The sequence below is a fragment of the Streptomyces sp. NBC_00557 genome (assembly GCF_036345995.1).
Taxonomy (GTDB): Bacteria; Actinomycetota; Actinomycetes; order Streptomycetales; family Streptomycetaceae; genus Streptomyces.
Genome location: NZ_CP107796.1, coordinates 3,019,854 through 3,046,322, shown reverse-complemented (window position 1 = coordinate 3,046,322; position 26,469 = coordinate 3,019,854). Strand labels below are relative to the sequence as shown.

Annotated in this window: 28 protein-coding genes; 23 read left to right on the top strand and 5 right to left on the bottom strand. The window is 69.1% G+C overall.

Annotation, left to right across the window (positions count from 1 at the left end; all coding sequences use genetic code 11):
* Positions 1-2 precede the first annotated feature (2 nt).
* From OG956_RS12710 to OG956_RS12675, 8 genes are all read left to right on the top strand, one after another.
* On the top strand, positions 3-947 hold the full coding sequence (locus tag OG956_RS12710; protein ID WP_330338080.1) for a type II secretion system F family protein: 945 nt from the start codon (positions 3-5) through the stop codon (positions 945-947).
* A 13-nt stretch (positions 948-960) separates the two neighbouring features.
* Entirely contained in the window at positions 961-1,851 is an 891-nt protein-coding gene (locus OG956_RS12705; protein ID WP_330338079.1) for a DUF5936 domain-containing protein, read from the top strand.
* 7 nt (positions 1,852-1,858) lie between these two features.
* Entirely contained in the window at positions 1,859-3,301 is a 1,443-nt protein-coding gene (locus OG956_RS12700) for a sensor histidine kinase (protein ID WP_443065553.1), read from the top strand.
* A 14-nt stretch (positions 3,302-3,315) separates the two neighbouring features.
* The gene (locus OG956_RS12695) at positions 3,316-4,068 is read left to right on the top strand and encodes a response regulator transcription factor (RefSeq protein WP_330338078.1); all 753 of its coding nucleotides are present in this window, start codon (positions 3,316-3,318) and stop codon (positions 4,066-4,068) included.
* A 125-nt stretch (positions 4,069-4,193) separates the two neighbouring features.
* Complete coding sequence (locus OG956_RS12690) at positions 4,194-4,391, top strand: Flp family type IVb pilin (protein WP_330338077.1); 198 nt, start codon at positions 4,194-4,196, stop codon at positions 4,389-4,391.
* Complete coding sequence (locus OG956_RS12685; protein WP_443065675.1) at positions 4,388-4,972, top strand: pilus assembly protein TadG-related protein; 585 nt, start codon at positions 4,388-4,390, stop codon at positions 4,970-4,972. The genes OG956_RS12690 and OG956_RS12685 overlap by 4 nt, the downstream gene beginning before the upstream one ends.
* 34 nt (positions 4,973-5,006) lie before the next feature.
* A complete protein-coding gene (locus tag OG956_RS12680) occupies positions 5,007-5,588 on the top strand; it encodes a hypothetical protein (protein WP_330338075.1) in 582 nt (193 codons plus the stop codon).
* A 7-nt stretch (positions 5,589-5,595) separates the two neighbouring features.
* Positions 5,596-6,210 (top strand): OmpA family protein, encoded by a 615-nt coding sequence (locus OG956_RS12675; protein ID WP_330338074.1) that lies wholly within the window; start codon positions 5,596-5,598, stop codon positions 6,208-6,210.
* Between the two features lie 18 nt (positions 6,211-6,228).
* Here OG956_RS12675 and OG956_RS12670 read toward each other — a convergent pair whose 3' ends face one another.
* Positions 6,229-6,438 carry a hypothetical protein gene (locus OG956_RS12670; RefSeq protein WP_330338073.1) on the bottom strand — a complete coding sequence of 70 codons (210 nt, stop codon included), beginning with the start codon at positions 6,436-6,438 and terminating at the stop codon, positions 6,229-6,231.
* A 1,002-nt stretch (positions 6,439-7,440) separates the two neighbouring features.
* Here OG956_RS12670 and OG956_RS12665 point away from each other — a divergent pair.
* The 5 genes from OG956_RS12665 (at position 7,441) to OG956_RS12645 (ending at position 11,288) form a co-directional block, all read left to right on the top strand.
* A complete protein-coding gene (locus tag OG956_RS12665; RefSeq protein WP_330338072.1) occupies positions 7,441-7,872 on the top strand; it encodes a hypothetical protein in 432 nt (143 codons plus the stop codon).
* Between the two features lie 5 nt (positions 7,873-7,877).
* Positions 7,878-9,764: an alpha/beta hydrolase gene (locus tag OG956_RS12660; protein ID WP_330338071.1), complete on the top strand. Its 1,887-nt coding sequence runs from the start codon at positions 7,878-7,880 to the stop codon at positions 9,762-9,764.
* A 92-nt stretch (positions 9,765-9,856) separates the two neighbouring features.
* Positions 9,857-10,348: a hypothetical protein gene (locus OG956_RS12655; protein ID WP_330338070.1), complete on the top strand. Its 492-nt coding sequence runs from the start codon at positions 9,857-9,859 to the stop codon at positions 10,346-10,348.
* Between the two features lie 269 nt (positions 10,349-10,617).
* The gene (locus OG956_RS12650) at positions 10,618-10,899 is read left to right on the top strand and encodes an Arc family DNA-binding protein (protein WP_330338069.1); all 282 of its coding nucleotides are present in this window, start codon (positions 10,618-10,620) and stop codon (positions 10,897-10,899) included.
* Positions 10,896-11,288 carry a hypothetical protein gene (locus OG956_RS12645; RefSeq protein ID WP_330338068.1) on the top strand — a complete coding sequence of 131 codons (393 nt, stop codon included), beginning with the start codon at positions 10,896-10,898 and terminating at the stop codon, positions 11,286-11,288. The genes OG956_RS12650 and OG956_RS12645 overlap by 4 nt, the downstream gene beginning before the upstream one ends.
* A gap of 151 nt (positions 11,289-11,439) precedes the next feature.
* Here OG956_RS12645 and OG956_RS12640 read toward each other — a convergent pair whose 3' ends face one another.
* Positions 11,440-12,069 (bottom strand): hypothetical protein, encoded by a 630-nt coding sequence (locus tag OG956_RS12640; protein WP_330338067.1) that lies wholly within the window; start codon positions 12,067-12,069, stop codon positions 11,440-11,442.
* 418 nt (positions 12,070-12,487) lie between these two features.
* Between OG956_RS12640 and OG956_RS12635 the strand changes: the two genes are divergently transcribed.
* A complete protein-coding gene (locus OG956_RS12635) occupies positions 12,488-12,931 on the top strand; it encodes a hypothetical protein (RefSeq protein ID WP_330338066.1) in 444 nt (147 codons plus the stop codon).
* Between the two features lie 479 nt (positions 12,932-13,410).
* On the opposite strand, the gene OG956_RS12630 is transcribed toward OG956_RS12635, so the two are convergent.
* A complete protein-coding gene (locus tag OG956_RS12630) occupies positions 13,411-13,575 on the bottom strand; it encodes a hypothetical protein (protein WP_330338065.1) in 165 nt (54 codons plus the stop codon).
* Positions 13,576-14,721: 1,146 nt separating this feature from the next.
* On the opposite strand from OG956_RS12630, the gene mycP reads away from it, so the two are divergent.
* The 4 genes from mycP to OG956_RS12610 are packed head-to-tail and all read left to right on the top strand — an operon-like array spanning position 14,722 to position 18,714.
* Entirely contained in the window at positions 14,722-15,984 is a 1,263-nt protein-coding gene (gene mycP / locus OG956_RS12625) for a type VII secretion-associated serine protease mycosin (protein ID WP_330338064.1), read from the top strand.
* Position 15,985: 1 nt separating this feature from the next.
* Complete coding sequence (locus OG956_RS12620) at positions 15,986-16,417, top strand: hypothetical protein (protein WP_330338063.1); 432 nt, start codon at positions 15,986-15,988, stop codon at positions 16,415-16,417.
* Positions 16,418-16,453: 36 nt separating this feature from the next.
* Positions 16,454-17,014 (top strand): hypothetical protein, encoded by a 561-nt coding sequence (locus tag OG956_RS12615; protein ID WP_330338062.1) that lies wholly within the window; start codon positions 16,454-16,456, stop codon positions 17,012-17,014.
* Complete coding sequence (locus tag OG956_RS12610) at positions 17,011-18,714, top strand: hypothetical protein (protein ID WP_330338061.1); 1,704 nt, start codon at positions 17,011-17,013, stop codon at positions 18,712-18,714. The genes OG956_RS12615 and OG956_RS12610 overlap by 4 nt, the downstream gene beginning before the upstream one ends.
* Positions 18,715-19,413: 699 nt before the next feature.
* Here OG956_RS12610 and OG956_RS12605 read toward each other — a convergent pair.
* Complete coding sequence (locus OG956_RS12605) at positions 19,414-19,782, bottom strand: DUF192 domain-containing protein (RefSeq protein ID WP_330338060.1); 369 nt, start codon at positions 19,780-19,782, stop codon at positions 19,414-19,416.
* 159 nt (positions 19,783-19,941) lie between these two features.
* Here OG956_RS12605 and OG956_RS12600 point away from each other — a divergent pair, with 159 nt between their 5' ends.
* Together OG956_RS12600 and OG956_RS12595 are read left to right on the top strand one after the other, a co-directional pair.
* A complete protein-coding gene (locus OG956_RS12600) occupies positions 19,942-20,814 on the top strand; it encodes an LLM class flavin-dependent oxidoreductase (RefSeq protein ID WP_330338059.1) in 873 nt (290 codons plus the stop codon).
* Positions 20,815-20,881: 67 nt separating this feature from the next.
* Positions 20,882-21,397: a GNAT family N-acetyltransferase gene (locus OG956_RS12595; protein WP_330342819.1), complete on the top strand. Its 516-nt coding sequence runs from the start codon at positions 20,882-20,884 to the stop codon at positions 21,395-21,397.
* Positions 21,398-21,409: 12 nt separating this feature from the next.
* Here OG956_RS12595 and OG956_RS12590 read toward each other — a convergent pair whose 3' ends face one another.
* Positions 21,410-21,919 carry a DinB family protein gene (locus OG956_RS12590; protein ID WP_330338058.1) on the bottom strand — a complete coding sequence of 170 codons (510 nt, stop codon included), beginning with the start codon at positions 21,917-21,919 and terminating at the stop codon, positions 21,410-21,412.
* 52 nt (positions 21,920-21,971) lie between these two features.
* On the opposite strand from OG956_RS12590, the gene OG956_RS12585 reads away from it, so the two are divergent.
* The 3 genes from OG956_RS12585 to OG956_RS12575 all read left to right on the top strand — a co-directional run bounded on the left by OG956_RS12585 (position 21,972) and on the right by OG956_RS12575 (position 26,175).
* Positions 21,972-22,757 (top strand): methyltransferase domain-containing protein, encoded by a 786-nt coding sequence (locus OG956_RS12585; protein WP_330338057.1) that lies wholly within the window; start codon positions 21,972-21,974, stop codon positions 22,755-22,757.
* A 973-nt stretch (positions 22,758-23,730) separates the two neighbouring features.
* Positions 23,731-24,504: an isoprenyl transferase gene (locus OG956_RS12580; RefSeq protein ID WP_330338056.1), complete on the top strand. Its 774-nt coding sequence runs from the start codon at positions 23,731-23,733 to the stop codon at positions 24,502-24,504.
* Between the two features lie 345 nt (positions 24,505-24,849).
* A complete protein-coding gene (locus OG956_RS12575; protein WP_330338055.1) occupies positions 24,850-26,175 on the top strand; it encodes a PhoH family protein in 1,326 nt (441 codons plus the stop codon).
* The last annotated feature ends 294 nt before the right edge of the window (positions 26,176-26,469 follow it).

Here is a 26,469-nt window from a genome sequence, read left to right as displayed (position 1 = left end):
CCATGGAACTCCACACCCTCGTCCAGCTCACCACCGGTGTGACGCTGCTGACCTGCGTCCTGGCGGTGGCCGGAGTGCACGCCTACGCCTCGGGCCGGGCCCGGCGCGCCGCCCTCGTGGACCGGCTCACCCACACCGGCCCCGCCCCGGCCACCGGCCGCAGACGCCGCTTCCGCGACCTGGACCGGCGGCTGCGCCGCACCCGCCTCGGCCGCCGGCTCGAACTGCGCCTCGCCGCGACCGGACTGGACGTCACCCCGGGTGAGTTCTTCGCCACCATGCTCACGGCCGTCGCCGCGCTCTGGCTGATCGGCCAGGCCACCCTGGCCCCCTTCTTCGGCCCGCTCGCCGGCCTCCTGGGCATCTGGGCCGCGGTGCAGTTCCTCAACTGGCAGCGCCAGAAGCGCATCGAACGCTTCATCGGCCAACTCCCCGAACTCGCCCGCATCCTGGCCAACGCCACCCAGGCGGGCCTCGCCCTGCGCACCGCGATCGGCATGGCGGCCGAGGAACTGGAGGCCCCCGCGGGCGAGGAACTGGCCAAGGTCGCCGACCAGCTGGCCCTCGGACAGTCCCTGGACGACGCCCTGGGCGAGCTGGCCGACCGCCTCCCCTCCCGCGAACTGGTCGTCCTGGTCACCACCCTGGTGCTGTCCAACCGCGCCGGCGGCCAGGTCGTCTCCGCCCTGCGCAACCTCACCGAAACCCTGGAGGAACGCAAGGAGACCCGGCGCGAGATCCGCACCCAGCTCAGCCAGGTGACCATGACGTCGTACGCCGTCCCCGTCCTCGGCGTCGGCGCGCTGTTCCTGATGAACGGCGTGAAGGACGGCGCGCTCGCCCGTATGACCGGCTCGCCGGTCGGCCAGGCCTGCGTGCTCGTCGCGTTCGCGATGTACGCCGTCGGATTCGTCCTCATCCGGCGCCTGAGCCGGATCGACGTGTGAGGGAGGCGGCCCGGTGACCGGATTCCTGCTCGCCCTGCTGATGGGCCTCGGCGTCTGGGGCGCCTTCGCCGGCGTCCGCATGTACCGCGCGGACGCCAAGCTCCCCGGCGACCTCGCCGTGGCCCTGGAGGTCGGCGCCACCCGCACCGGCGCGGTCGGCTCGGTCGTCGACCGCATGGGCATGCGCTACGCCCCCGCCGTGCTGCGCCTGATGGGCCCCCGCCTGGTCGCCAAGTACCGCCGCAGGATCGACCTCGCGGGCAACCCCGGCGGCCTGACCATCGACCGCTACGCGGCCCGCCGCGCGGTGTACGGCGCACTGGGCGCGGTCGGCTGCCTGGTGTTCCTGCTGCGGGGCCAGTGGTTCGTAGCTCTGCTGCTGCTCCTGTTCGGCGCCTTCTGGACGGAGGTCGGCATCTGGTCGGCGATCCGGGTCCGCAAGGACGTCATCGAGCGCACCCTGCCGGACTTCCTCGACGTGCTCGCGGTGGTGGTGAGCGCCGGCCTCGGCTTCCGCCAGGCCCTGGACCGCGTGGCCTCCCGCTACGAGGGACCCTGGGCGGACGAACTGCGCATCACCCTGCGCCAGATGGACCTCGGCATGAGCCGCCGCCAGGCCTTCGCGGAGCTGCGCAGGAGGAACGACTCCGAGCAGGTGGCGATGTTCGTGACCGCGCTGCAGCAGGGGGAGGAACTGGGCGCGCCGATCGTCGACACCCTCGTCTCCCTGGCGAAGGACATGCGCCGCACCGACGCCCAGAACGCCCGCCGCAAGGCCGCCCGCGCGGTGCCCAAGGCCACGCTGATGATCACCACCTTCATGGTCCCGGCCACGATGCTGCTGCTGGGCGCCGGCCTGATCCTCGGCTCCGGCGTGGACTTCGGCTCGCTCACGGGGAAGTGAGGCGGACGTGACGGTGGCGGGCCTGACGCGACGCGGCACAGGAGGGCTCTCCGGTGCCGCGGGCCGCCTGCGCGCGGCCGTCGCCCGGGCCGTACGCCGCCGGGGGACGACCGGCGCAGCGGACCCCGGCACCGCCGTACCGGTGGGAGGGCTCCAGGCCGCCTGCGCGGCGGGCGGCTCGCGCGCGGCGGAACCCTCGGAGAAGCTCCAGATCCGCGCCCTGCAGGCCATGTGCCGCCAGGTCTTCGGCTTCCGCCTGGCCATGATCGCCCTGGCCGCCCCCGCAGCACTGCTCCACGCGGCCCCGGGCCTCGGCGTTCGCCTGGTCGGCGCGGCCGTGGTCGTCACCTCCATGGTGTCCTACGTCCTCTTCCGCGACTGGGAACGCTTCGGCCCCCTCCTGCTCCGCCACCCCAGCCTGCTTGCGGCCGACACCCTCTTCGCGTCCTTCCTCCTGATCTCCGCCGGCCCGGACACCACCCTCGCCTACGTCAGCGTCTGCACCCCGCTCCTCGCCGGCCTCCTCTACAGCTGGCGCGGCGCGGCCTGCTTCGCCTCCCTCCAGTCCCTGATCCTGCTGCTGGTCCACGCCACCCTGAAGGCCGACCGGCACGCCCCGGTCGCCGAGGCGCTCCTGCTGCCCGGCCTGTGCGTGATCTCCGGCGCCATGGGCTCCACCCTGCGGGGCCTGATGCTCCGCTTCGGCGCCGCGACCCACGCCCTGACAACGGTTCAGGCCCGGCTCGCTGCGGCGGAGGCGGTGAGCGCGGAACGCGCCCGGCTGGCCCGCGAGATGCACGACTCCGTGGCCAAGACCCTGTACGGCGTGGCCCTCGCCGCGGACGGCCTGGCGGCCACGGCCTCCTCCGCCGCCCCCGACCCCGACCGCATCCGCCGCCAGGCGGAACTGGTCGCCCGCTCGGCACGCCGGGCCGCCGCGGAGTCCCGGGACCTCCTGGCGGACCTGCGCCGCGAACCGGCCGATCACCCGGAGACGCAGCCCCTGTGGCAGCAACTCGCCCAGGAGCTGGCCCGCTTCACGGCCCGCACCGGCCTCCGTGCGACCCACCACTGGCCCACCGGTCCGGACGCCCCCCTCCCCGCGGTGCCACCGTCCCTGGCCCGCCCCCTGCTCTCCATCACCGCGGAGGCGCTGGAGAACGCCCACCGGCACGCGTCCGCGACCCGGGTCGAGGTACGAGCGGCGCTCCACGGAGACCTCCTGCGCCTCACGATCCACGACGACGGCCGGGGCCTCCCGCCGGACACCACCCTCGAACACCTCCGCGACGCCGGCCACTTCGGCCTGCTCGGCATGGTCGAGCGGGCCGCCCAGATCGGGGCCCGCATCCGCATCGGCCGCGGCGGCCACGCACGGGGCACGGAAGTCCGCGTGGAACTCCCGCTGTCGGCCCTGAACCGCCCCGACCCCGCACCCCGGGAAGCCTGAGAGGAGGCCGGATCATGCAGCACACCCACCCCTGGCCGGCGTCACCGGCGCCGGCCGCACCGCCGCTGCGGCTGCTGGTGGCCGACGACAACCCGGTGGTCCGGGCGGGCCTGACGGCCCTGCTCTCGGGCCGCGAGGACACCACGGTGGTGGCGGAGGCGACGGACGGCCGCGAGGCGTACGAGGCGGCCCTGCGGCACCGCCCGGACGTCGTCCTCCTCGACGTCCGCATGCCCGGCGTCGACGGAATCTCCGCATTGCCGCACCTGGTACGGCTGGCGCCGGTCATGATGCTCACGTACAGCCACGAGACGGAGACCGTACGGGAGGCACTGCGGCTGGGGGCAGGGGGATACCTGGTGCACGGCGAGTTCACGACCGAGCAACTGGTGCGCGCGGTACGGGACGTCCGGGAGGGGCGGCCGCATGTGACGCCGGGCGCGGCGAAGGCGTTGCTGACGGAGTTGCGGGGGAGTGCGAGTGCACAGCCCGAGCGTCAAGTAGCCGATTTTTTGGGGGAAACCACCCCTCACCCCCTTTCGCAAATGCAATCATCCGTGGGAAAGTCGTTCCGTTCACGTTTCCGGCTGAGCACGAGGGAGGCGGAGATCATGGACCTCATCGCGTCCGGCATGACCAACCAGCAGATCGCCGCCGCCTGCTTCATCTCCGAGAAGACGGTCAAGAACCACATCAACCGCATCTTCGCCAAACTCCAGAGCACCAGCCGCTCCCAGGCGGCCGCGAAGTGGCTGGGGGTGGCGTGAGGTGGGCGCGTGGGGGAGCGCGTGGTTGGGGGAATGGGTCCGGGGTTGGGTCCTGGGGCCCTCGGGAGGGCGCCGTGTTCCGGCCTACGTTGTCCGGATCGGAGGCGAACCCGGAGGGGACCACCATGAGCAACTGGTTCAACACCACCGTCGCGTATCTGCAGGCCCGCGTCGCCCGCAGCGACAAGGGGCAGACCGCGGTGGAGTACCTCGGCATCATCGCGGTGGTGGTGGCGATCGTGTTGGCGATCACGGGCACGAGCATCGGACAGTCGATCTACGACGCGATCACGAACAAGATCGCCGAGGTCACCGGCGGCTGAATCCTCCACACCGCGACGCAGGGCAGGCCTTCCCCATCTACATCACGGTGGTGGCGGGCCTGCTCTTTCTCGCGTTGGCCTACCTTGCGGTCGGCCAGGCGTCAGTGAACCGGAGCGGCGCACAGACGGCGGCCGACGCGGCGGCGCTCGCGGCGGCGCAGAACGAGCGCGACCAACTCACGGCCCAGTGGGTGAAGGTGCTCGCCGACCCCACCAAGTGGCAGGACATCTTCGAGGGCCGCGTGACGTTCGACGACCCCTGTGGGCGTGCGGGCCGACTCGCCGCGCAGAACGATGCCGCGCTGAGTGACTGCTTTGCGCCGGGGCTGCTGAAGTGGCGTGTCGACGTGCGGACCAACAAGTCCGTCGGGCGGTCCGTCGTACCGGGCTCGGAGAACTACAGGTCGAAGGCCTCCGCCACGGCCGAGATCGAGCCTCTCTGCAACCCTCCCGACGCGGGTGGCGGCGGCGACGCCCCGCTCCAACTCACCTGCAGGGACAAGGTCTGGCACCTCGAGCCGGATGACACGACGGGGCTGCCGAAGCCCGAAGACCTCTTCGACGTCCACCTGGCCGACTGACGAGCGAACGACCAATGACGAAGGAAGCGGAGCGATGAGCATGCGGTTCACTGCGAGGGCCCGCAAGGGGATGGTCGCATTGGCCGTTGCGGCTGGTCTGGCCGTCGGCGTGGCCGGTTGCGGTGGAGGCGGCGGGGACGACAAGAAGCCGGACCATTCGGCGTCCACCTCGAGGACGGGCGGCTCCGGTCCGAGTACTCAGGAGGGGCAGTCGGAGCAACCGCTGGCCGAGTTGAAGGGGTCGGCCGGGCTGCTCCTCCAGATCGCCTCCGCTCAGCGCGACTCCGGCGGATTCGTCACCGTCAACGGCACACTGAAGAACGACGGGGCCCAGACCGTCGTCATCCCCTCCGCCCTGAGCGGCAACGAAACCGAGATCATCAAGAACGGCAGATCCCTGGGCGGGGCCACGCTGGTCGACCCGCAGGGCAAGAAGCGCTACTACGTGCTGCGGGACACCGAGGGCCGTCCGCTGACGACCACGGGCTTCTCGACACTCAAGGCCGGCGACACCTTGGCCGTCTTCATGCAGTTCCCGGCCCCTCCGGCGAACACGTCCGAGGTGGAGTTCCAACTCCCCACCTTCACCTCCGCCACCATCAAGATCTCCGGGTGAGGCCGAAGTGACCACGCCCCGCCTCGCTCTCACCCTCACCGCCGCCGCCCTCCTCCTCACCGTCACCCCCGCCCGGGCCGACGACACCGACCCCAGCCAGCCCCCGGACACGGCGCCCTCCGCCGCGGCCCCGGTGAAGATCGATCCCAAGGACCCCGACCTGAAGCTCCCCGAGGGCGCCACGCTGGCCGCGCCGAAGGTGCTGGACATCAAGTCGGTCGTGGAGGACCAGAGCGGCGACGAACGCCGGGAGGACACCAACGCCGACGTGACCTTCGCACTCCAGGCGGAAGTCCTCTTCAGCAAGGACAGCGCCAAGCTCGGCGACGAGGCCAGGTCCCGCATCGCCACGATCGCCGAGGAGATCAAGAAGCAGAACGCGACGCAGGTCCGCGTCTTCGGCTTCACCGACAACCTCGGCTCCGCCGCCCACGGCGACGTCCTGTCCAGGCAGCGCGCCAACGCCGTACAGGCGGTCCTCGACCAGGACCTGAACGCCCCGGACATCACCTTCGAGGTCCGCGGTTACGGCGAGCAGTACCCCATCGCCGACAACTCCACGGAGGAGGGTCGCCGGAAGAACCGCCGCGTGGAGGTGTCGTTCCCGCGCACGCAGGGATGACCCGGGTGAGCGCGCCTGCTAGACGGCGCCGCTGAGGTACACCTGGTCCCGCTGGGCGTCGATCGGATGCACGGCGATGATCAGCCAGTCCAACTCCCCGTCGCACACCGTGCATACCGGCCCTTCCGTGACGTCGGCCAGTGTCTCCGGCTCCTTCAGACCGAGATGGGCGAACGGGGTGGTCGGGGTGTGCCCCTTTCCCGAGGTGACGGGGGCATCCCGGTGCAACAGGGGGCTCTCGAGATCCAGCTCCGGATGAAGGCGCGGGTGTCGGACTTGGGCAGCGTGAAGGCGAGCAACACGTTGTCGTCCTGGAACCCTCTCTGGTAAGCGGCTCTGAGGTCGGCGGCCCGCGCCGGAATCGTCACGTTCATAGACCGGGCAACCTGCGTAGGCGTCTTCCCCGGCACCCAGTACGGAATCCGCTTCCCACGTCCCGACCCACGCACCGAGGAGTCCGGGTCAGGAGACGAACAACTCGCCAGAGCGCACAGCAGCGCGGCGCACAGAACACCCAGGAGCACGGACCTGCCCGTGCGCGCGTACCTCACCGGGCGTCCCCGTTGCGACCGATGTCCGTACGCGTGCCGTCTCGTCCGGGATCGACGGGGGCCGGAAGCGACCCCGACCCGGTGCCCCGACGCAGAGGCCGTAGTGCTGCACCGTACACGGATGCCCCACGGAACATGGACGACTACCTCCGCCGCGCTGGACGACTCTCGATCTGGACGCGCACAGGATGATGCACGACACCACCGCGCTGCGTGACGTGGCCGCGGAGGAAGTCGCCAGATCGTCCTTGTGCCGGAGCCACAGTTCGCCTCAGGTCTCGGGCCTCGGGGGCTCAGCGACTCCCAGAGCCGCCGCAGTTCGAGGTGGCATGTTCCGGAAGGACGGTTCCGGCAGGACGGTCCCGTTCTCGGCCGCCGTTGGCTGTTCGGCGGGATGCGCGCCAGATCTAGTCGCTTTTTGGCCAATTGATGCCGCGCGGCAGCCGCCATGCAGGAATCGTTCCTGCTCCGACCATGCGCCCCTCAGCCGACTGGCGACTGCGCGATCTGGCGGCGAACACCCAGACAGGGGTGATGACTGATACGGAACGGTCGATCACAGAAAGTAGCTAATGTCCTCCTCGGTCGGCGCAGCAGTGCGGCAGCGCACTGAACTCCGACTCGACAGCGCAGGAGAGACGCGGGGAGGTACCGCGCATGATGGGGGAAGGGCCGGCGCGTGGGATTTGACTGGGACAGGGCCGTGGGTGTGCCGCCCCGCACCGGCAAGACCGCGCCCACCCGCCCGCAACCGGCGAGCGTGAACGGCGCGGGCGGCAGCCGGGATGCCGACCTGCGGATCAGCAAGACACCCTGGACCAGCGCGGCGCGCGTGGCGGACGGACTGCACTCCGACACCGGCAACGGTCTGTCCGACCTCAGGGAGACCGGCATCGGCACGGCGGCCGGAGCCGTGGGCTTCGAGTGTCCGGCCGCGCTGAACGAGGTGCGCGCCACCTGGGAGGCTCGGCTCACCGCCGTCCGGGACGAGTGCGGTCGGCTGCGCGAAACCCTGGCCGCGACCGGGAAGCACTTCGGCGAGGTGGACCATCACGTCGCGGGCCGCGTGGGCGGTGTTCCCGTCGGCAGCACCCCGAACTGGGCCCGGTGAGGCCGGTGTCCACATGGCAGCACCTTCGTGACCTGAAGCTGTCCCAGTACCGCGACGCCGCCGGCGGCTGGGGCAAGGTGAGTCACCGCGCGGACGCCGCCCGGCTCCGCACCGACCGGGAGATGACGATTCCGGTCCGTTCCACCCAGAAGGGGGAGACGGCCACCCGGGCAGCCGGCGAACTGGACCGCCTCAGCCGTAACTACCAGTACATCCACAGCGAGTGCGGGCTGATCCGGACGACGCTGGAGTCCCTCGCCGCTGACCTGGAAGGACCTCAGCGCAAGCTGAAGCAGGCCCTGGAAGACGCCGAGGCGCTCAAGTTCACGGTGAACGGCGACGGTTCGGTGACATACCCGCCACCTGTCTCGAAAGACGGCACCCTGGCACCGGTCCCTCCCGGGACGCACCCTCCAGGAAAGTCGTCGGCAGAACCTCTCATGCCGTTGGCGCCGGGCGCGGGCGGTGGTACGGCGCGAGCGGGCGCGTCCGTCCCCTGTCTGCCGGGCGACGGCGAAGGCGGCGGCAATCCGAACAAGGCCATGGCCGAGGACGTCGCCGAACGCATCGCCGGCGCGGTGCGAGAGGCGAGCGAGATCGACGCGCGCTATGCGTCCGTGCTCCGCAAGCTCAAAGCCCCGGCCGGGCTGGACGTCACCGACGACATGCTGATCGACGCGGCCGAGGACATGCGGACCGTGCGGAAGACCGTCGCCGGTCACCTCGACGAGAGGAAGATCCCCCGCGGAAAGTCTCCCGCCGAGAACAGGAAGTGGTGGGACAGCCTCACCGACGAGCAGCGCGACGAGTACGCGACCCTCTTTCCCGCCACTGTCGGCGCGCTCGACGGCCTGCCGTCCGAGGTGCGCGACACCTCCAACCGCATCGTGCTGGCTGAAACCCGGGCACAGCTCACGCAGGAGTACGAGCGACTCGGCCCCGAGCCACCGCAGTACGTCCAGGGCGGCGACACTCCCGCCGCCGTCGTCAACCCGGCCTGGCAGCAGTGGCAGAGAGCCGGCGGCGCGCGGGTGCGGGACATGCTCAAGGGCATGAACGACATCCAGGCCCGGCTGGACGCGAGCGGCGTACCCGGCCCGAACGGCAAGCCCGGCCTACCGCAGGCGTACCTCCTGAGCTTCGACACCAAGGGCCTCGGACACGCGGTCATCGCCAACGGCAACCCGGACACGGCGGACAACACGGCCGTGTACGTGCCGGGGACAGGCGCGCGGCTGGCGAATGCCGGCGGTGACATCAAGCGGATGACGGACACCTGGCAGGAGGCCCACGCGCAGGCCCCCGACAAGACGACATCCACCATCACCTGGATCGGCTACGACGCCCCGCAGAACATCCTCACCGATTCCCCTTCACCGAGCTACGCCCACGACTCGGCGCCCAAACTCAACACCTTCCTGGAGGGACTGCAGACCGCCCGCAGCGGCTCGCACGTCTGCACGTCGTCGAGCCATACGACGGTCATCGCCCACAGCTACGGCACCACCGTCGTCGGTGCGGCCACCAAGGAACACCACATCGCCGCCCACGACATCGTGGTCGCCGGCAGCCCGGGCATGCTGGTGGGCGACGCGAGCGATCTGGGCGTAGGCAGCGACCACCTCTGGTCCGAGGCAGCCCGCGACGACCCGGTGCCCTACATCGGCCGCCAGTTCCTGGGCGGGGAGAAGTGGGGCGTGCAGCACTACCACGGGGTTCCCTACAACGCCGGTTACATCACCACGATTCCGTCCGACGAGGCGTTTGGGGGACACCGGATGGATGTGGATACGAGCGGGCACAGCGGTTACTGGGATGAGGGGTCGATGTCCTTGAAGAATCAGGCGCGGGTAGTCGTAGGTCAGTACGACCTAGTTAAGGAAGAAAAGTGAACCCGAGTAGGAAGCTGGCCCGACGGCGTCGACGCTCTTTCGCCGCAACGGCCATTGCCGTGCCCCTCCTCCTGACGGGATGCTCCAAAAACGTGAACAACAATGATGGGGCCGGTGCCGAAAACGGTCCTAAGCCGACGATTCTGGCCGTGGAAAAGGCCAGGGCGCAGACCAATCATCTCTCCAGCCTGATCCTCGACATGATCGGAATCAAGGAAGGGAAAGTAACAGAAGGGGGCGCCGGTGTTTCCCTTTGCGACAATGATCCCGATCACTTCTACCGTATGCGCCACCCGTGGTCGATCTACCAGGTGTCCGAAGGTAAACTGAAGCAGGGATTCGAGCGCTTGCGTAAGCATCTTCCCCAGCGCGGCTGGAAAATTGTGGATTACGGCCCGAATAGCAGCAAGGCCAAGGTCCTTGAACTCACAGCCGACTCAAGGAACGAGCCTTACTCGATGAACGCGGTGCTTGTGGTGTCCACTCCAACTCACTCTCACGAATCAAACCCCAGGATCGAGGTCACCGTCGTCTCCGCCTGCTTCCGTGCCCCCAAAGGCACAGACCTCGGCAAGGAGTACTGACGCGGGGCGCCTGCACGATGCTCAATCCATCTCGACGCCCACCTGCCCCACCCTGCTATGACCCCCGTCCCGCCCCTCCAGCGCATGGGCGCGACCGCAGGCGAGGCAGGCCCAGGCGGCCTGGACTCGGCTCCGCTGCCTATGTCGACGTCTGTCCGGGCGGCGCGCGCCAACGCCGTACAGGCCGTCCTGGACAAGACCTGGGCGACCCTGATGCCGGATGGCCAATCAGCGCGGCGTTCGGCGTATACGTGACGTATACCGGCGGCATGGCCGATGTCATGATCCGTGTCCCCGCCGAAGTCCGTGACCAGCTCGCCGCCGTGGCGGAGGCACGGGGCACCAGTCTGCGTGCCCTCATGCGGGAAATAGCAACTCAGACACTGACTCCTGAGCAGATCAAGGCACGGGCCGATCGCACCCGCGCCCTGCTCGCCGAGCGGTTCGGGCATGACGTGACGGATGAGGAATCCGCCGAGATGCGGCGCAAAATGCGGGAAGCCACCGCTGCTCACCGGGCCGCACTCGCGGAGGCGGAGTCGTCCCGTTGAACCGGATCGAACACTATGTCCTCGACAGTCCCACACTGCTGGTGATGGGCGGCAACAAACAGGTGTCCGGGCTCATCCACGCCGCTGCATCCAGCGACGACGTCCGTCTGTGGGCGCCGATCCTGTGCCCCGTCGAGGCGGAGCGTGAGCGCCCAGGCATCGTTGCCCACGTGGGCGTGCTGCTGGACGTGATTCACGTCGTCGACGACGACTTCGCGATGGCAGCGACCGTCGCGGAGCTGCTTGGAGGCGGTGTGGCTTCCGGCGTCGCGGCGGCCGTGCACGTGGCGCGACCTAATCTCATGCTCCCGGACGGGGCGCTGGTGGCCACCGTCGCGCCGGAAGCCTATGCCAGGCTCGGAGTCGGCGTCATGGACCTGAATCGCTGACCGTGTGGAAGGAGGGTGTGCCCCATCGGACGGGTGTCTCTCTCGCGCAGCGCCGCAGCCTGTTGACCCCCCTCCGAGTCGCGCCACGCGCCCGAGCCGCTGATGCCACTTGCCCGACAGCATCCGCAGCACAACCCACGCCGGCGGCCTCTCACTTGTGGAGCTGCACCGGCGCCACCGGGTCCGGCAGGGTGGGCTCGTCCGGGCCGTCCAGGGGAGTGCCCGAGGGGTACCGGACGCAGTCCTCGGTGTGTGCCTCGACGTCGAGGCGCCCGGCAGGGTACGCCTCGACGGTGACCCTGTCGCCGCTGTCCGTGGGCTTCATGCTGAGCCACAGCCGGAAGCGTGAGTTCTCGTAGTCGGCGACCTCCCAGCCGCGCCGTGTCAGTTCCCGGCGCGCGCGATGCATCGCCGAAACGGCCTCGGCACGTGAGACTCCCTTGAGCGACCATCCGGCGCGGACCTTGACCACGCCGGGAGGGCTCCCCGGAGAATCGGCCAGTTGTTCCGACAGATGCTTCAACCCCCTGTACTGGCAGCCGTACCCGTCGGCTTCGAACCCTCCGGCGGTGCCGAGTTCGGCCGTTGGCAGGTCGAGTGCGTCGTACATGGCCTGGGTGTGACCGTCCAGCCGAGTGGCCGTGGTCGCCGGGTCCGCCACCGGATACGGCTTGCCGTCCCACAGCCGCAGGAATCCCACGATCCCGAGCATGGTCAGCCCCACTGCCGCCGCACCGGTGATCACCGGACGCCATGCGATGCGGATGTGCTTCGCTGTCATGAACGGCATCGTGCTGCCCGCTCACCGACGCCGGCATGAGTAGGCGTACTCAACCCCCTCCTTCCGCGCACTCAGGGGAGGTCTCGCGGGACCGGCTCTGCGCAGCGATCTCTGTCGCGGTGACGTCAATGGGTCCGGTAGGGACCTGAACTTGGCACTACATTCCGGCCAACTGCACTCCGCAGGACTGCCCTGATTACGTGCGGCCTCAAGGTCACGGCTATCGTGCTGGAGTTGCTTCTGTTACGGACGGAGAGATCACCGGCACTGTCGGCAAGTGTCGAAGTGCTGACTGCATAGGGGGAGCGGAGTGACCGGGGGAACGGGGGATCCGCAGGCGACTGCCGCTGCGGTGCAAGCGGCCGCTACGGCGATGGCGGCGTCCGGTATCGGGCCGATCGCAGGTGTCGGTGCCGTCATGGCCCAGCAACTGCGCGTCGAGGTCGAGACGTTGACGGCCTTCAGGAACCGGGTGAACGACCTCCTGGCCCGGTTGGAGAAGTCCAAGGCCGCGCCGCACCGGATCGCGGACGGCACGATGCCGACGGGACGGCTGGGCGACTTCGACGAAGCCCACGCACTTCACGGCGCCTACACCCAGGTGCATGCGCAGTTGGAGAACCTGTCCAAGATGCTGGCGCTGCAGATCGAGGGGCTGATGGTCACGGTCGACGCGTCGAAGGCCAACTACCACAATCTCGACTCCGACGTACGGGACCGCCTGCACCGCATCCGTGTCGAGGCCGACAAGCTCGCTGCTGAACAGGCCCGGCCCGGATCGGCGGGACATGCCGGCGGGACGCACGGAGCAGGCAACGGCGCGCACGGCGCAGCGCAGGACTCGCAGGCGGGTGGCCTGTGAGGTCCGTGGCGATGCGGCAGTGCGACGGAATGGTCCCGGCAGGGAAGGCGGTGTGGCTCCATGTCTGACTTCGCCGGCCGCATGTGGGAGACGATCAAGCAGGAGCGGTTCCTGGTCCAAGACCCCGAGCAGTTGTGGGCCATGGTCGAGCCGGCCGACGGACCGACGGTCAGCGGACTCGGTGAGCTGCTGACGGAGGCCGCCAAGACGATCAAGGAGATCGGCGGTGACCTGCTGACCCACAGCATGGCGGTCCAGTGGGAAGGAGCGGGTGGCGAGGCGTTCCGGTCCTGGTGCCACCAAACAGCGAAGACCACACTGAGTCTGGGCGATTACAGCGAGAACGCGGGCAAATGGCTGGGCCACGCGGCGGACACCTTGCACGAGGTCAAGCCGCAGCTTGAGAAGCTGCGGAACCAGAGCGCCGGCGCGCGCTCGGTGCTTGACGCGCATGCGGCCAAGGCGACGGACGTCGGCAATCACGACGGCGGCCCGTCGGACTCCGCGGTGACGAAGGCCAGGACCCAGTACGCCAACGCCCGTGCAGAGGCCGGCGGGCTGATGATGAAGCTTGCCCAGTCGTACACGGCGTCGACGGAGCAGATCAACTCGCTGGAGGCGCCGAAGTTTCCGGAGCTGCCCAAACAGTTCGTACCGACCAAGTTCGCCGATACGACGCACGTCTCCGCCCCGACCACACGCCAAAGCCCAGGACCAGCGACGGTTAGCGGAGCGAAGCCGCACAGCTACGAGAGCCCCGTAAGCTACCGTTCCGGCGGGATCGGCCCGGTGCCTGAGTCGTCCACGGCGCATCGCCTGAACGACCACGTCGATGTCCCCCATCACGTGCCGCCGAACACGCGCATTGACGTGCCGAACACGGTGATCGACAGCACAGGAACTCTTCCGCCTGCCCCGACACTGCCCTCCGCCCACTCAGTGCCGACAACTGGGCCGGGCGGCCCGGACGTGAGGACACCGTCGCCGACAGGCGTACTCCCACCCTCGTTCGGTGCTGGCACAACGCTGCCACCGGGTGTTCGGGGAGGCGGCGAGCGCCCCGTGTACACGGGCCGGGGCTCAGTGCCCACGCCCTCGGGCCCTGGCACCCCTGGGAGCCCGGGCACTCCGAGAAGCGGGCCGTTCGGCCCGGGAGTGAGGGGGAGCGAGCCCGCCCCCGAGAGCGGGCCGCTCAGCCCTGCCCCCGCCCGAGGCACCAACGGCATCACAGGCGGCCGCCCGGTCTCACCGTCGACGGGACGGCCCGCTGGTGCGATTCCGCGAGGCAACGTCGTGGGCAGCGCTCCGAACCAGCAGCAGCCCCCAAGGGGCCGTGGCGCCGTGCCTGGAAGCGCTACTGCAAGGACGACGTCATCCCGCGGCGGGAACTCCGCGGTGAACCGCGAGGGCGCACCGAGGGGGCGCATGCCTGCCACGTCCAACGGCATCCTCGGTGGGAAGCCCAGACCATCTCGCGAGCGTGGGCGGGCAGGGACCACCTCCCGGGACGTACGGTCCGTAAGCGAAGCAGCCGAGGAGCCGCTGCCGCGCGGTGGTGGACGACCGCGCGGTGCTTCCACCTCCGCCGGGAAGCGTGACGACCGCTCCGCTCGCGCCAGGCGCGTCGGCAGCAGCGAGACCGTCCAGGCTGAAGACAGGGAGCACCAGGCAGAGGAGAAGATGAACCGACCGCTCCCACCGCCCCTGCCCAAAGGGCCCGATGGAGACCTAGGACGAGAAGGATGACCACACGCAGCCGCAGCGGACGGGCCAGATGGCACAGCCGGGCCGTGTCCGCAGCCGCGGGGGCCTTGCTGGCGAGCATTGCTGTTACTCCTGCGCTCGCGGACACCGTCCGCGAGCGGCAGTGGTACCTCGATGCCATGCATGCCGATGAGATGTGGAAGACCAGCACAGGCAAGGGCATCACGGTCGCGGTGATCGACACCGGGGTCCAGGCTGACATCCCTGACCTGCGGGGCCAGATCGTGCCCGGCAAGAACTATTCCAGGTATCCCGGGAACGAACGCACTGACTACGACGGCCACGGCACCACCATGGCCGTCCTGATTGCGGGGACTGGCGCCCGTGGCCCCGCCACCGGATCCTATGGCCTGGCCCCAGGGGCGAAGATCATGCCGATCCGCATCCCGGACTTCATCGAGCAAAGCCGCGCCGACGGTAACCCGGACGATTTCCCCGCCTACATGGCCAAGGCCATCCGGTTCGCGGCCGATTCAGATGCTCAGATCATCAGCATCTCCCAGGGAAGCACCGCGAACTCCAAGGAACTGACGGACGCCGTCGCCTATGCACTGTCCAAGGGAAAGCTGATCTTCGCTGGTGTGGGCAACTATGGCGATGGGCTCAACGAGGTGAACTATCCGGCGGCTACTCCTGGTGCGGTGGGCGTCGGAGCGATCGACAAAAACGTCAAGGCGACGAAGGAGTCCGAGCACGGACCTCAGGTCGATCTGGTCGCGCCGGGCCAGGACATCATCGCAGCCTGCCTCGGCGGTACGGAACTCTGCAATTCACACGGCACCAGCGACGCCACCGCCCTCGCCTCCGCCTCCGCCGCCCTCATCTGGTCCAAGCACCCCAACTGGACCAACAACCAGGTCCTGCGCGTCATGCTCAACACGGCGAGCAAGCCGACAAGCGGCAAGGCGCGCACCGACTTCCTCGGCTACGGCGCCGTCCGCCCCCGCATCGCGCTGACCCAGCCCGGTGACCCCGGTCCGGCCGACGTCTACCCGCTGCCTGACTTCAAGCAAGCGGCATCCAAGACACCCGATGGGTCGGCCACGACATCCACCAAGGGCGACAGCAGCCCGGCGCCGGCAGCATCCGCATCCAAGAGCGGCGGCTCCGCACTGCCATGGATCCTGGGCGGCACCGGAGTTGTCGTGGTTGCCGGTGGGGCCGTCGCCGCCGGGGCGGTACGCAGGCGCCGACGTGCAGCGACGCCTGCCCCGGCACACGGAACCGTGCCGCCGGCGCCGGGGCAGACCCCGTGGTACGGAGACAGCAACTACGGGGGAAGGTTCTGAGATGGGGTGGGACGAGTGGGAGCAGTTGAAGGCCGACGCGCTGGCCCGTCGGCAGAACGCGATGCGGCTGGACAGCACGGCGGGCACCGGCGCTTCGAGCGCGCCTGACCTGAAGACGAACAAGGCGGGGAAGGGCGCTGCAGTCAAGGCCTTGCAGGGTGAGATACCGCAGGACACGGACAAGGCCGGCAGCCACGCCGACGAGTCCACCTCCGCGGCTGTGCGGGAGCTCAGCGGCTGGGAGACCGGTGCCGGGCTCAAGGACGCCCATGCGGAGTGGCAGTTGCAGGTCAAGAACCTGAAGGCGCGCTTGGCCCAGGACCAGGCGGCGCTGGAGGGTAGCCATCAGTATCTCCAGTACGTCGATTACGACGTCGGTAGTCGGACGGCGCAGATCGATGCGGGGCCGCACGTCCCAGGGCGCAAGGTCTAGGACATCGGGGAAACGGGGGCTGGGGGAAGGATGGGCATGCTCAGCTATCAGGACGTAGTGACGGCCAGACTCGGCACTCTGTTGACGGCGGCAACCGACTGGGAGGATATGGCCGGCGGCTTCGGGGAGCTGGAGACCCTCTATGCCGCGAAGGTGGAGTCGGCCGCGACCGAGGACACGGCAGGTCTCACTGCCACGGCCATGGCCGCACAGTTGGCGGCCACTCGCCGGCAGTTCATGGACGCCCAGACAGAAGCCCGCGCCATCGCCTCGATCCTTCGGGATGCCCATCAGCAGCTGTCCGCACTGATCGGCCACGTGAAAGACGTCGTCGAGCAGGTGAAGGCGGACCACATGACCGTCAACAGCCAGGGCGAGGCGGTCTATGACTTCAGCAAACTCACCCCGATGCGGCACGACGAGGACTACCCCAAGTACGTGTCCCAGGCGAAGGACGCCGAAGCGGCCTGGACGAAGAAGATCAAGGACGCCGTACAGAAGGTGGATGACGCCGATCAGGGCTCAAGCTCGCGCTCCACGAGGCAGCCGGCATCAAGAGCTGGATCCAGCGCGCGCTGGACCCCGTCAACGGGATGATCCACACCTTCAACGGCTCCGCTGTTGGTGACATCGAGGTGTACGAGGCCCGTGAGGCCAAGCAGTATGCCGACCGGATCCTGAACGGCGGCAAGCTGGAAGGCGACGACCTGAAGGAGTGGCAGCGCCTGATGCGCGACAACTCCCATGACAGGGTCTTCAGCCAGACCCTCCTCAGCTCCCTCGGTGCGGACAAGACCCTCAAACTCACCAACAAGATCAACGACCTGGCGTACTTCGACGACACCAAGGACAAGAACGCCTATCTGCAGATCAACGGAGGCATGGCCGACTCGCTGGCAACCGCCACCCAGGTCCCGGACTTCCGGGACACCAGCGGCAAACGCCTGCCCTTCGGGTCGAAGGGGTACAACGAGGCCTTCGACAACTGGCTGACGACCGACGACGCCCAGTTCTACATCAAGCTCGGCAACGACCTGAGGGAACACGGCACCGACAAGTACGCCCTCAAGGTCGCCGGCGAAAAGATGGAGATGGTCACCAAGGGGCACGGCCAGCAGGTGCGCGGCTACCAGAGCCTGGTGACGCTGATGCAGCAGGGACACGGCTACTCCCCGCAGTTCCTCTCCGACGTCACCGACGGCGCGATCGCCGCAGAGAAAGACCATCCGAATATCTGGGACCTCTACGGCAGTTTCAGCAGCAAGACTGGCGACGGCTGGTTCGCCGACGACCCCGTGGACGGTGCCCTGGGCATCATGAGCCACGACCCGGAGGCAGCCGCCGCTTATCTCGACCCGCACGCGGGCGGATCTGACGACCGTCTCCACTACCTCCTCAAAGACCGAGACTGGAAGGTCGTCAACACCACTGACTGGCAGGGAAACCGCGAAATCGACTCAGCCGATGTGCAGGACGCGGACGATCGCCGGGGACTGGGTGATGCCCTGACTGCGGCGGCCACAGGTATCGATCCGCACGGCTCCCGCCCGGAGGCACCGACACCGCACACGGACGTCAACAACAGGGTGTTCGTGCACGCGCTGGACATCCTGTCCAAGCAGGGAGACGACATGCCGGCGTCCTTGCGCGACGACATGGCGAAAATTTTGGCCAATCACGGTCACGAGACCTATGTGGCAATGAGCGACCCGAGCGGCAGGCGCCATCCTGATGTCGGCCCCACGTTGGATCAGAAACAGGTCATGGAAATGACCAAGCAGATCTCCCGGAGCCAGCACTCCTATGGTCTGCTTCATGAGGGGATGAACTACGCCATCATGGATGACATCCACGACCGCTCGCGACGGCCGGAGGACACCCTCAGCTCGGCCGGATACGCCGTCGGATTCATGGAGGATGCCCGCTATGCCGCACTCAAGGACGCTCAACACGACTACACATGGGACAAGGCGTGGAGCTACCACGCTTTGGGTGGGGCGCTGAACTTCATCCCGGTTTACGGAGACGCGGCTCAGCGTGGAGCGGACGTGCTCACCAGTGCCTGGATCATGGATGAGCAAAAACATCAGGCCGACAAGCTGACGAGTGACAGCCAGCAGACCTACTACCTGCGGCGGAACCAGCTCAACTCCATCGCCGATCAGTGGTACTCGGTTAACTCCGGCTGGGCGTCCAGCCACCCGGGGTATTCATCCGACGACGGTGTCTACAAGCAAATCGAAGGCTGGGCCAATGATGGCGGCGCCCAGTTCCGTGGGATGGCGGGTATTCACTGATGGTGAAAGCGTGGCGCAGTGTGCATGTGGCTTTTTGTGGAGTTTTTGCATTCGCTCTGACGGGCTGCAGTAAAGCGCAACCCAGTATTCCGGGCGATTTCTGCCACGTTACCGTTGATAAATCGGTCCTCGCGCCACTGGTTCCGAACGGAGACGACCTGACGCAGAAATACACGCCCTTCCAATCGCATCCCGGAGCGCAGTGTGACCTGAGCGTAGACGGGCGTGGCGTCCTGTCTGTCTCTGTGAACCGATGGGATCGAGCGCCCGACCCGACCGACTGGAACAAGGTGGCGTCGCCGTACAAGTACGGTGCTCAGCGCAAAGTGGCGTTCCCAGGGCACGCGTCGATCGGAAGTGACCGCGCCGTGGTCGAGGCAACGTGTAAGACGAGGACTGCATACGTGTCCGTTGTGGTGGACTTCTGGGGCGACCGCGTCGAGGATACTCCCTCGGGCTACAAGAAACTTCTCCGCTTCGTCAACGACTTCGTTCCTCGCCAAACAAAGAATTTGCACTGCACTGATTAGTCGGCGGAGCATACGGGCCGATGGCAAAGTTCTTCCACCGTGGCGCCGGTTCGCCGAACAACAACGCACACCTCTCTGTTTCGAGAAGCGGGAGATGACGGAGCCCCTCCAGAACGCTGTTCTCGGCGTGGGGTGGACCTGGCGCGGGCCGGTGCCCTCGGCGGAGGCCTCAATCAGTCACCACAGTGACGCGAACGCCCTCCCCCAGCCCCCACCCCGCCATAACCCCCGCCTCCGCCTCCAGTACATGCCGGGACCGCAGGCGGGGCAGGCCCAGGCGGTTCGGTTTCATCGTGTGGACGGCGATGACGGTGAGGGTGCGGTCGAGGTAGGCGACGTCGATGGGGATGCGCATGCGGAAGGTGTGTACCGCGTTGGCGGGGGACAGGAGCAGGGCGCCCTCGATCGAGTCGCGGCCCAACAGCCCTTTCGTGCGGGCCCGGTAGGAGGTCGCGATCTCCAGGGGGACGGAGACCGCGGCCCCGCCCCCGCTGCCGTGCACGACCAGCCGGCCCCGCCCGTCCCGCCACCGCGCCATACGCAGGCCACCTCCCCGGTGACTGTACCCGTGGGGGCGCGGGGAACGCCGGTCACCGGCGGCCGCAAAGGACCGTCAAGGGCTGCAACAGGCCGGAACGGGCCGTGGAAGGCCGTATAAGGAGTTGTCCTGCCTGTCCTCGCCGACTACGAAGAACCCATGACTGGACTCGGTGTCGTCTTTCGCCCCCAGCTTCCGCCCGAGCGGCTGAAGGCGGTGGCTCGTGTGGCGGACGAAGCGGGGCTCGAGGAACTGTGGTTGTGGGAGGACTGCTTCCGGGAGGGCGGGATCTCGACCGCTGCCGCGGCGCTGGCCTGGACCGAGCGGGTGCGGGTCGGGGTCGGGCTGTTGCCGGTGCCGCTCAGGAACGTGGCGCTCACCGCGATGGAGGCCGCATCCCTGCACCGCATGTTCCCGGGGCGTGCGACCGTCGTGGTCGGGCACGGGGTGCAGGACTGGATGGGGCAGGTCGGCGCCCGTCCCGCCTCGCCGCTGGCGCTCCTGGGCGAGCATCTCGACGCCCTGCGCGCCCTGTTGGCCGGCGAACGGCTCACCGTGCGGGGGCGGTATGTGTCCCTGGACGACGTCGGGCTGGACTGGGCGCCGGAGCGGCCGGTGTCCGTCCTCGCCGGTGCCACCGGGCCGCGTACGCTCCGGCTCTCCGGCGCCAAGGCGGACGGCACGGTCCTCACGGCAGCCAGCTCCCCGGACGACGTGCGGCGGGCCCGGCGGCTCATCGAGGAGGGGCAGAAGGAGGCGGGGCGCGGCGAGCGTCACCAGGTCGTCGTCTATCTGCTCGCCGCCACGGGCGATGACGCCGAGGCCAGGCTGCGGACCGAACTCGCCGCCGAGGGGCTGGAGCCGGCCACGGATGTCGGTGTGGCCGGTGACGCGGACGCCGTGGCCGCGGCCGTACGACGGCTTGCCGGGGCCGGCGCCGACACGGTCGTGCTGCAGCCGACGGGTGACGAGCCCGACCCTGAGGGGTTCGTGCGGTTCGCGGCCGAAGAGGTACGCCCCCTGCTGAGCTGAGAGGGGCGGGGCGTTGTCAGTGGCGGCTGTCACACTCCCTCTCATGACCGACCCCATGACCGACGCCATGGCCGATCCCGAGACCCATCCCGTCGCCGGCGAGCGTGACGAGCACGGTGACGTGGGCCTCCGTGGCGTCACGGACGACGACCTGTACGTCTTCCTCGCCTACGAGCACGACCCGGAAGCCGTCCGGCGGTCGAGATTCACCCCCCGGCCGCGGGACGCCTTCCTCACGCACTGGCGCACACGCGTCCTCGGCGATCCCGACTGCCTCGTGCGGACCGTCACCGTGGACGGCGAGGCGGCGGGGCACGTCGTGTCCTGGACGGCGGACGACGGGCGCCGGTACGTGGGCTACTGGCTCGGGCGGCCGTACTGGGGGCGCGGCGTCGGCACCCGTGCGCTCGGCATGTTCCTCCGGCTGGAACGCGTACGCCCGCTGTACGCCGACCCCTTCCACACGAACACGGCCTCGGTCCGCCTGCTGGAGAGGCACGGCTTCGAGCACGCCGGCACCGTACGGCACGGTACCGACGAGCACATCCTGCTGGTGCTCGGCGGGCCGAAGGGCACCGCATGACCTCGATCGTGGTCAGCCCGAGCTCATGACAGGCGGGTGGTCGCCGGTCGCCCCGTCGGTCAGTTCGCGCAGGATGTCCATGTGGCCGGCGTGCCGGGCGGTTTCCTCGATCATGTGGACCAGGGTCCAGCGGAGGCTGACCGTGATGTCGCGCCAGGACGGGCTGCCCTGGGCGTCCAGGGGCAGCCGGGTGATGACGGTGTCGGCGGCGGCGCGGGCGCGGCCGTAGAGGGCGACGATCCGGTCGGTCGTGTCCTCGGGGGTGACCAGCATGTCGTCGTGCGGGTCGAACCACAGCGGCTCGGGTTCGCCGCCGAAGGTCTCCACGAACCAGCCGTACTCGACGGAGGCCAGGTGCTTCACCAGCCCGAGCAGGCTGGTGCCGCTCGGGGTCATCGGCCGGCGCAGCTGCTCGTCGTCGAGGCCGTCCAGTTTCCAGAGCACGGCGTCGCGGTGCCGGTCCAGGCTCGTGTGCAGGGTCTGCTTCTCTCCGGCGAGGTACGTCGGCGTTGGTGTCGTCATGCGGGCGGAAAATAGCAGGCCGTGCGGACGGCGCCCTGGGACCATGGCGGGCATGGCGGAAAACCGTTCGTTCGACGAACTCGTGGCCGAGGGCGCGGCCGTGCCGACCGAGGGGTGGGACTTCTCCTGGTTCGAGGGGCGGGCCAGCGAGGAGCGGCCCTCGTGGGGGTACGCCGTCTCGGCGGGGGAGCGGGTAGCCGGCGCCGAGGCCATGCTGGACATCCAGACCGGCGGCGGCGAGGTGCTCGACTTCGTCCTGGCCACCGCGGCCCCGGCCCGGCCGGTGCTGGCCGCCGCCACGGAGGGCTGGCCGCCGAACGTGGCCAAGGCGACCGCGCTGCTGCGGCCGCGCGGGGTCGTGGTGGTCGCCGCCCCGGACGACGCGCCGCTGCCGTTCGCCGACGAGACGTTCGGCCTGGTGCTCAGCCGGCACCCGGTGCGGCCGTACTGGGACGAGATCGCCCGGGTGCTGCGACCGGGCGGCACGTACTTCGCCCAGCATGTCGGGCCCGCCAGCGTCGTCGAACTGGTGGAGTTCTTCCTCGGGCCGCTGCCCGAGGACGTACGCTCGGGCCGGGATCCCGAGCGCGAGCGGGCCGGGGCCGAGGCGGCCGGCCTGGAGGTGGCCGGGCTGCGCGCGGAGCGGCTGCGGATGGAGTTCCACGACATCGCCGCCGTCGTCCACTTCCTGTGCAAGGTGGTGTGGATGGTCCCGGGCTTCACGGTGGAGGCGTACGAGCCCCGCCTGCGCGCGCTGCACGAGCGGATCGAGAAGGAAGGCCCGTTCGTGGCGCACAGCACCCGGCACCTCTTCGACATCCGCAAGCCTCCCCGCTGACGGCTCGGCAGGCCCCGTCGCTCACAGCTCCGCAGGCCGACCCGCTCACGCCTCCGTAAGCCGCCCCCTGACGGACCCCCGTAGGGCCGCCCGCAGGGGCGCCCGCCGTGCCGACGGTGTCCACATCGTTATCCGCTGAGGTTCACAGCGGCCTCAGTCGTCACATAAGTTCAGACCAAGGTAATTCGCGTCGGCAAACCCGCGCGGCCGGTACCGCGCAGTGGAGGGGGCTGCGCGGTGCCGTGAAGCCGAACGATCTTGCACTGCCCCTGCGGTGGAACCGTCAAGTCACCGTTCGCTGACCGGTTAGCCCATCCGGGGGACACCGGGGCGACGCGCCGACACGTCCGCAAGACGGCGCAAAACTTTCGGATTCCTCTGAATCGGGCCGAATCTGGCTGGTTCTGCCTGAGAATCCGCTGTGAATCGGCCATGAGACGCCCCTGAATCCTGCCTTCCGCGCCCATCGGGGCGTTGCCGGGTGACTGCGGAGCGTAGTTGTCTGCCGTCGATGCACCCACCATCCCTCACGAAGGGTTATGGTGGAAACCCCCCCTCGGGCCGGTCCGTCTCCCCCCCACGGACCGGCCCGTTTTTCGTCCCAGCCATCGGTGGGGCCGGTTCGTCCCGGCCATCGGCGGGGCCCGTTCGGCGGGGCCCCTTCGGCGGCGCCGTCCGGCAGGCCGTCTGGCAGGCCCGTTCGGCGGCACCGCCCGCCAGGCCCGCCCGGCGGCAGGCCCGCCCGCCAGGCCCGCCCGGCGGCACCGCCCGCCAGGCCCGCCCGGCGGCACCGCCGCGGCGGGAAACCGGCGGGAACCTCCGGGCCCCGGTCCGGCGTCCCAGTCGAAGGGGTCAAGTCCCCGACCCCCAGGCCCAAACCCCGAGCCAGAGCCGAGCCCGCGGCGGGGGTAGGCTCAACGGCTCCGGCACCCACCGCACCCCCCATCCCGCCGCCAAACCCCCGGAGGGCCCCGTGAACCTGCGCGACAACCTGCGCAGCCTGCTCGTCAGGCTCTACGCACGCCGGGTGGAGGGCCACCTGGACCACACTCAGGTGCCCAAGCACATCGGCGTCATCATGGACGGCAACCGCCGCTGGGCGAAGGCGTCCGGTTCCACCACCGTCCACGGCCACCGTGCCGGAGCGGACAAGATCGAGGAGTTCCTCGGCTGGTGCACCGAGACCGACGTCGAGGTCGTCACCCTGTGGCTGCTGTCCACGGACAACTTCGACCGGCCGCAGGAGGAGCTCGTCCCGCTGCTCGGCATCATCGAGGACGTCGTGCGCACGCTCGCCGCCGACGGCCGCTGGCGCGTGCACCACGTCGGCACCATGGACCTGCTGCCGGCCGGGATGCAGCGCACCCTGAAGGAGGCCGAGGAGGCCACCGCCCACATCGACGGCATACTCGTCAATGTCGCGATCGGGTACGGCGGGCGGCAGGAGATCGCCGACGCCGTGCGGTCCATGCTGCTCGACGCCCACGACAAGGGCGTCACCATGGAGGACCTGGCCGAGTCCGTCGACATCGACATGATCGGCCGTCATCTCTACACCGGCGACCAGCCCGACCCCGACCTGGTCATCCGCACCAGCGGCGAGCAGCGGCTGTCCGGTTTCATGCTGTGGCAGACCGCGCACTCCGAGTACTACTTCTGCGAGGTCTTCTGGCCCGCGTTCCGCAAGGTCGACTTCCTGCGCGCCCTGCGCGACTACGCCGCACGTCACCGCCGGTACGGCGGCTGAACCGCACCCCGTGCCCCGCCGGCTACCGCTCCGGCGGGGCTTTCGCATACCCGGATACTCGCGGACGTAACCAGGAGTTCACCGGCACGCCGGTGGCCGCTTTTGCATGGCGGTGCATGTTCGAGGGCATAAGCCAGTCAGGTCGACACCCGAACCACGGGTGTCGGATCTCAGCGGGCGGCACGGGGCCGTCCGCCCGGGAGGCCCTTTGCACCAGCCCGATCGTGCGGTCACGGCACGGACGAAGAGGCAGGGGGCCGGTTCGCGGCCCGCGCAGGGCGGCCGTCGACCGGTCCAGCTCTTTCTCGTCGCTCCCCGACCTCATCCGAGGGGGTACGTCCTTCCGTGGTGACCAGCACAAAGCGCCACAAGCCAGACCGGCGCACCTACGTTCTCGACACCAGCGTCCTGCTGGCCGACCCGAACGCCCTGACCCGCTTCGACGAGCACGAGGTCGTGCTCCCCATCGTGGTGGTCACGGAACTGGAGGCCAAGCGGCACCATCCCGAGCTCGGCTACTTCGCCCGCCAGGCCCTGCGCCTGCTGGACGACTACCGGGTGAAGAACGGTCGCCTCGATGCCCCCATCCCGATCGGGGAACTGGGCGGGACCGTCCGTGTCGAGCTCAACCACTCGGACCCCAGCGTGCTGCCCACCGGCTACCGCCTGGGGGACAACGACTCGCGCATCCTCGCGGTCGCCCGCAACCTGCAGGCCGAGGGGTACGACGTCACGGTCGTCTCGAAGGACCTGCCCCTGCGGATCAAGGCGTCCTCCGTCGGACTCCTCGCCGAGGAGTACCGCGCCGAACTCGCCATCACGGAGAACTCCGGCTGGACCGGAATGTCCGAACTGACGCTCTCCGGCGAGCAGGTGGACATCCTCTTCGAGGAAGGGCACCTGTACGTCCCCGAGGCCGCCGAACTGCCCGTCCACACCGGCCTGACCATCCACTCCGAGCGCGGCAAGGCACTCGGTCGCATCACGGCGGAGGGCAACGTCCGCCTGGTGCGCGGCGACCGGGAGGCGTTCGGCATCAAGGGCCGCAGCGCCGAGCAGCGCATCGCGCTCGACCTGCTGCTCGACCCGGACGTCGGGATCGTCTCGATGGGCGGCCGGGCCGGCACCGGCAAGTCGGCGCTGGCGCTGTGCGCCGGCCTGGAGGCGGTCCTGGAGCGCCGCCAGCACCAGAAGGTGATGGTGTTCCGGCCGCTGTACGCGGTCGGCGGGCAGGAGTTGGGCTATCTGCCGGGCAGCGAGGCGGAGAAGATGAGTCCGTGGGCGCAGGCCGTCTTCGACACGCTGTCCGCGGTCACCAGCCGCGAGGTCATCGAGGAGGTCACCGCGCGCGGGATGCTGGAGGTCCTCCCGCTCACCCACATCCGGGGCCGCTCGCTGCACGACGCCTTCGTGATCGTGGACGAGGCGCAGTCGCTGGAACGGAACGTCCTGCTGACCGTTCTGTCCCGGATCGGCGCCAATTCACGGGTCGTTCTCACCCATGACGTGGCGCAGCGGGACAATCTGCGCGTCGGCCGCTACGACGGCGTCGTCGCCGTGGTGGAGAAGCTGAAGGGACACCCGCTCTTCGCGCACGTCACGCTGACCCGGTCCGAGAGGTCCCAGATCGCGGCGCTTGTGACCGAAATGCTGGAGGACGGCCACATCTGACCCTCCTCGCACGGCAATTGGCGCCGTCCGGCAAAGCCCCAGAGCCTAGCCGGGCGGCGCCTCGGTATGTGGAGCTTTTCGGAAATCCCCTGGGCCAAACGGGATGTGAGCTTTCACACGCAACACGGAATTGCCTCCCGGCGTCCGGTTACGGCAGAGTCTCAGTCCTGTCAGGCCCCGCATACGACACATCTGTACCCCCAGCGGTACAGCACCACAGAAGCATCAACTTCATAGAGTTCGTCGTATGCCGCCCGCGCACCACGCGGCCGCTCCCCGCAGGGGGAGTTGCCC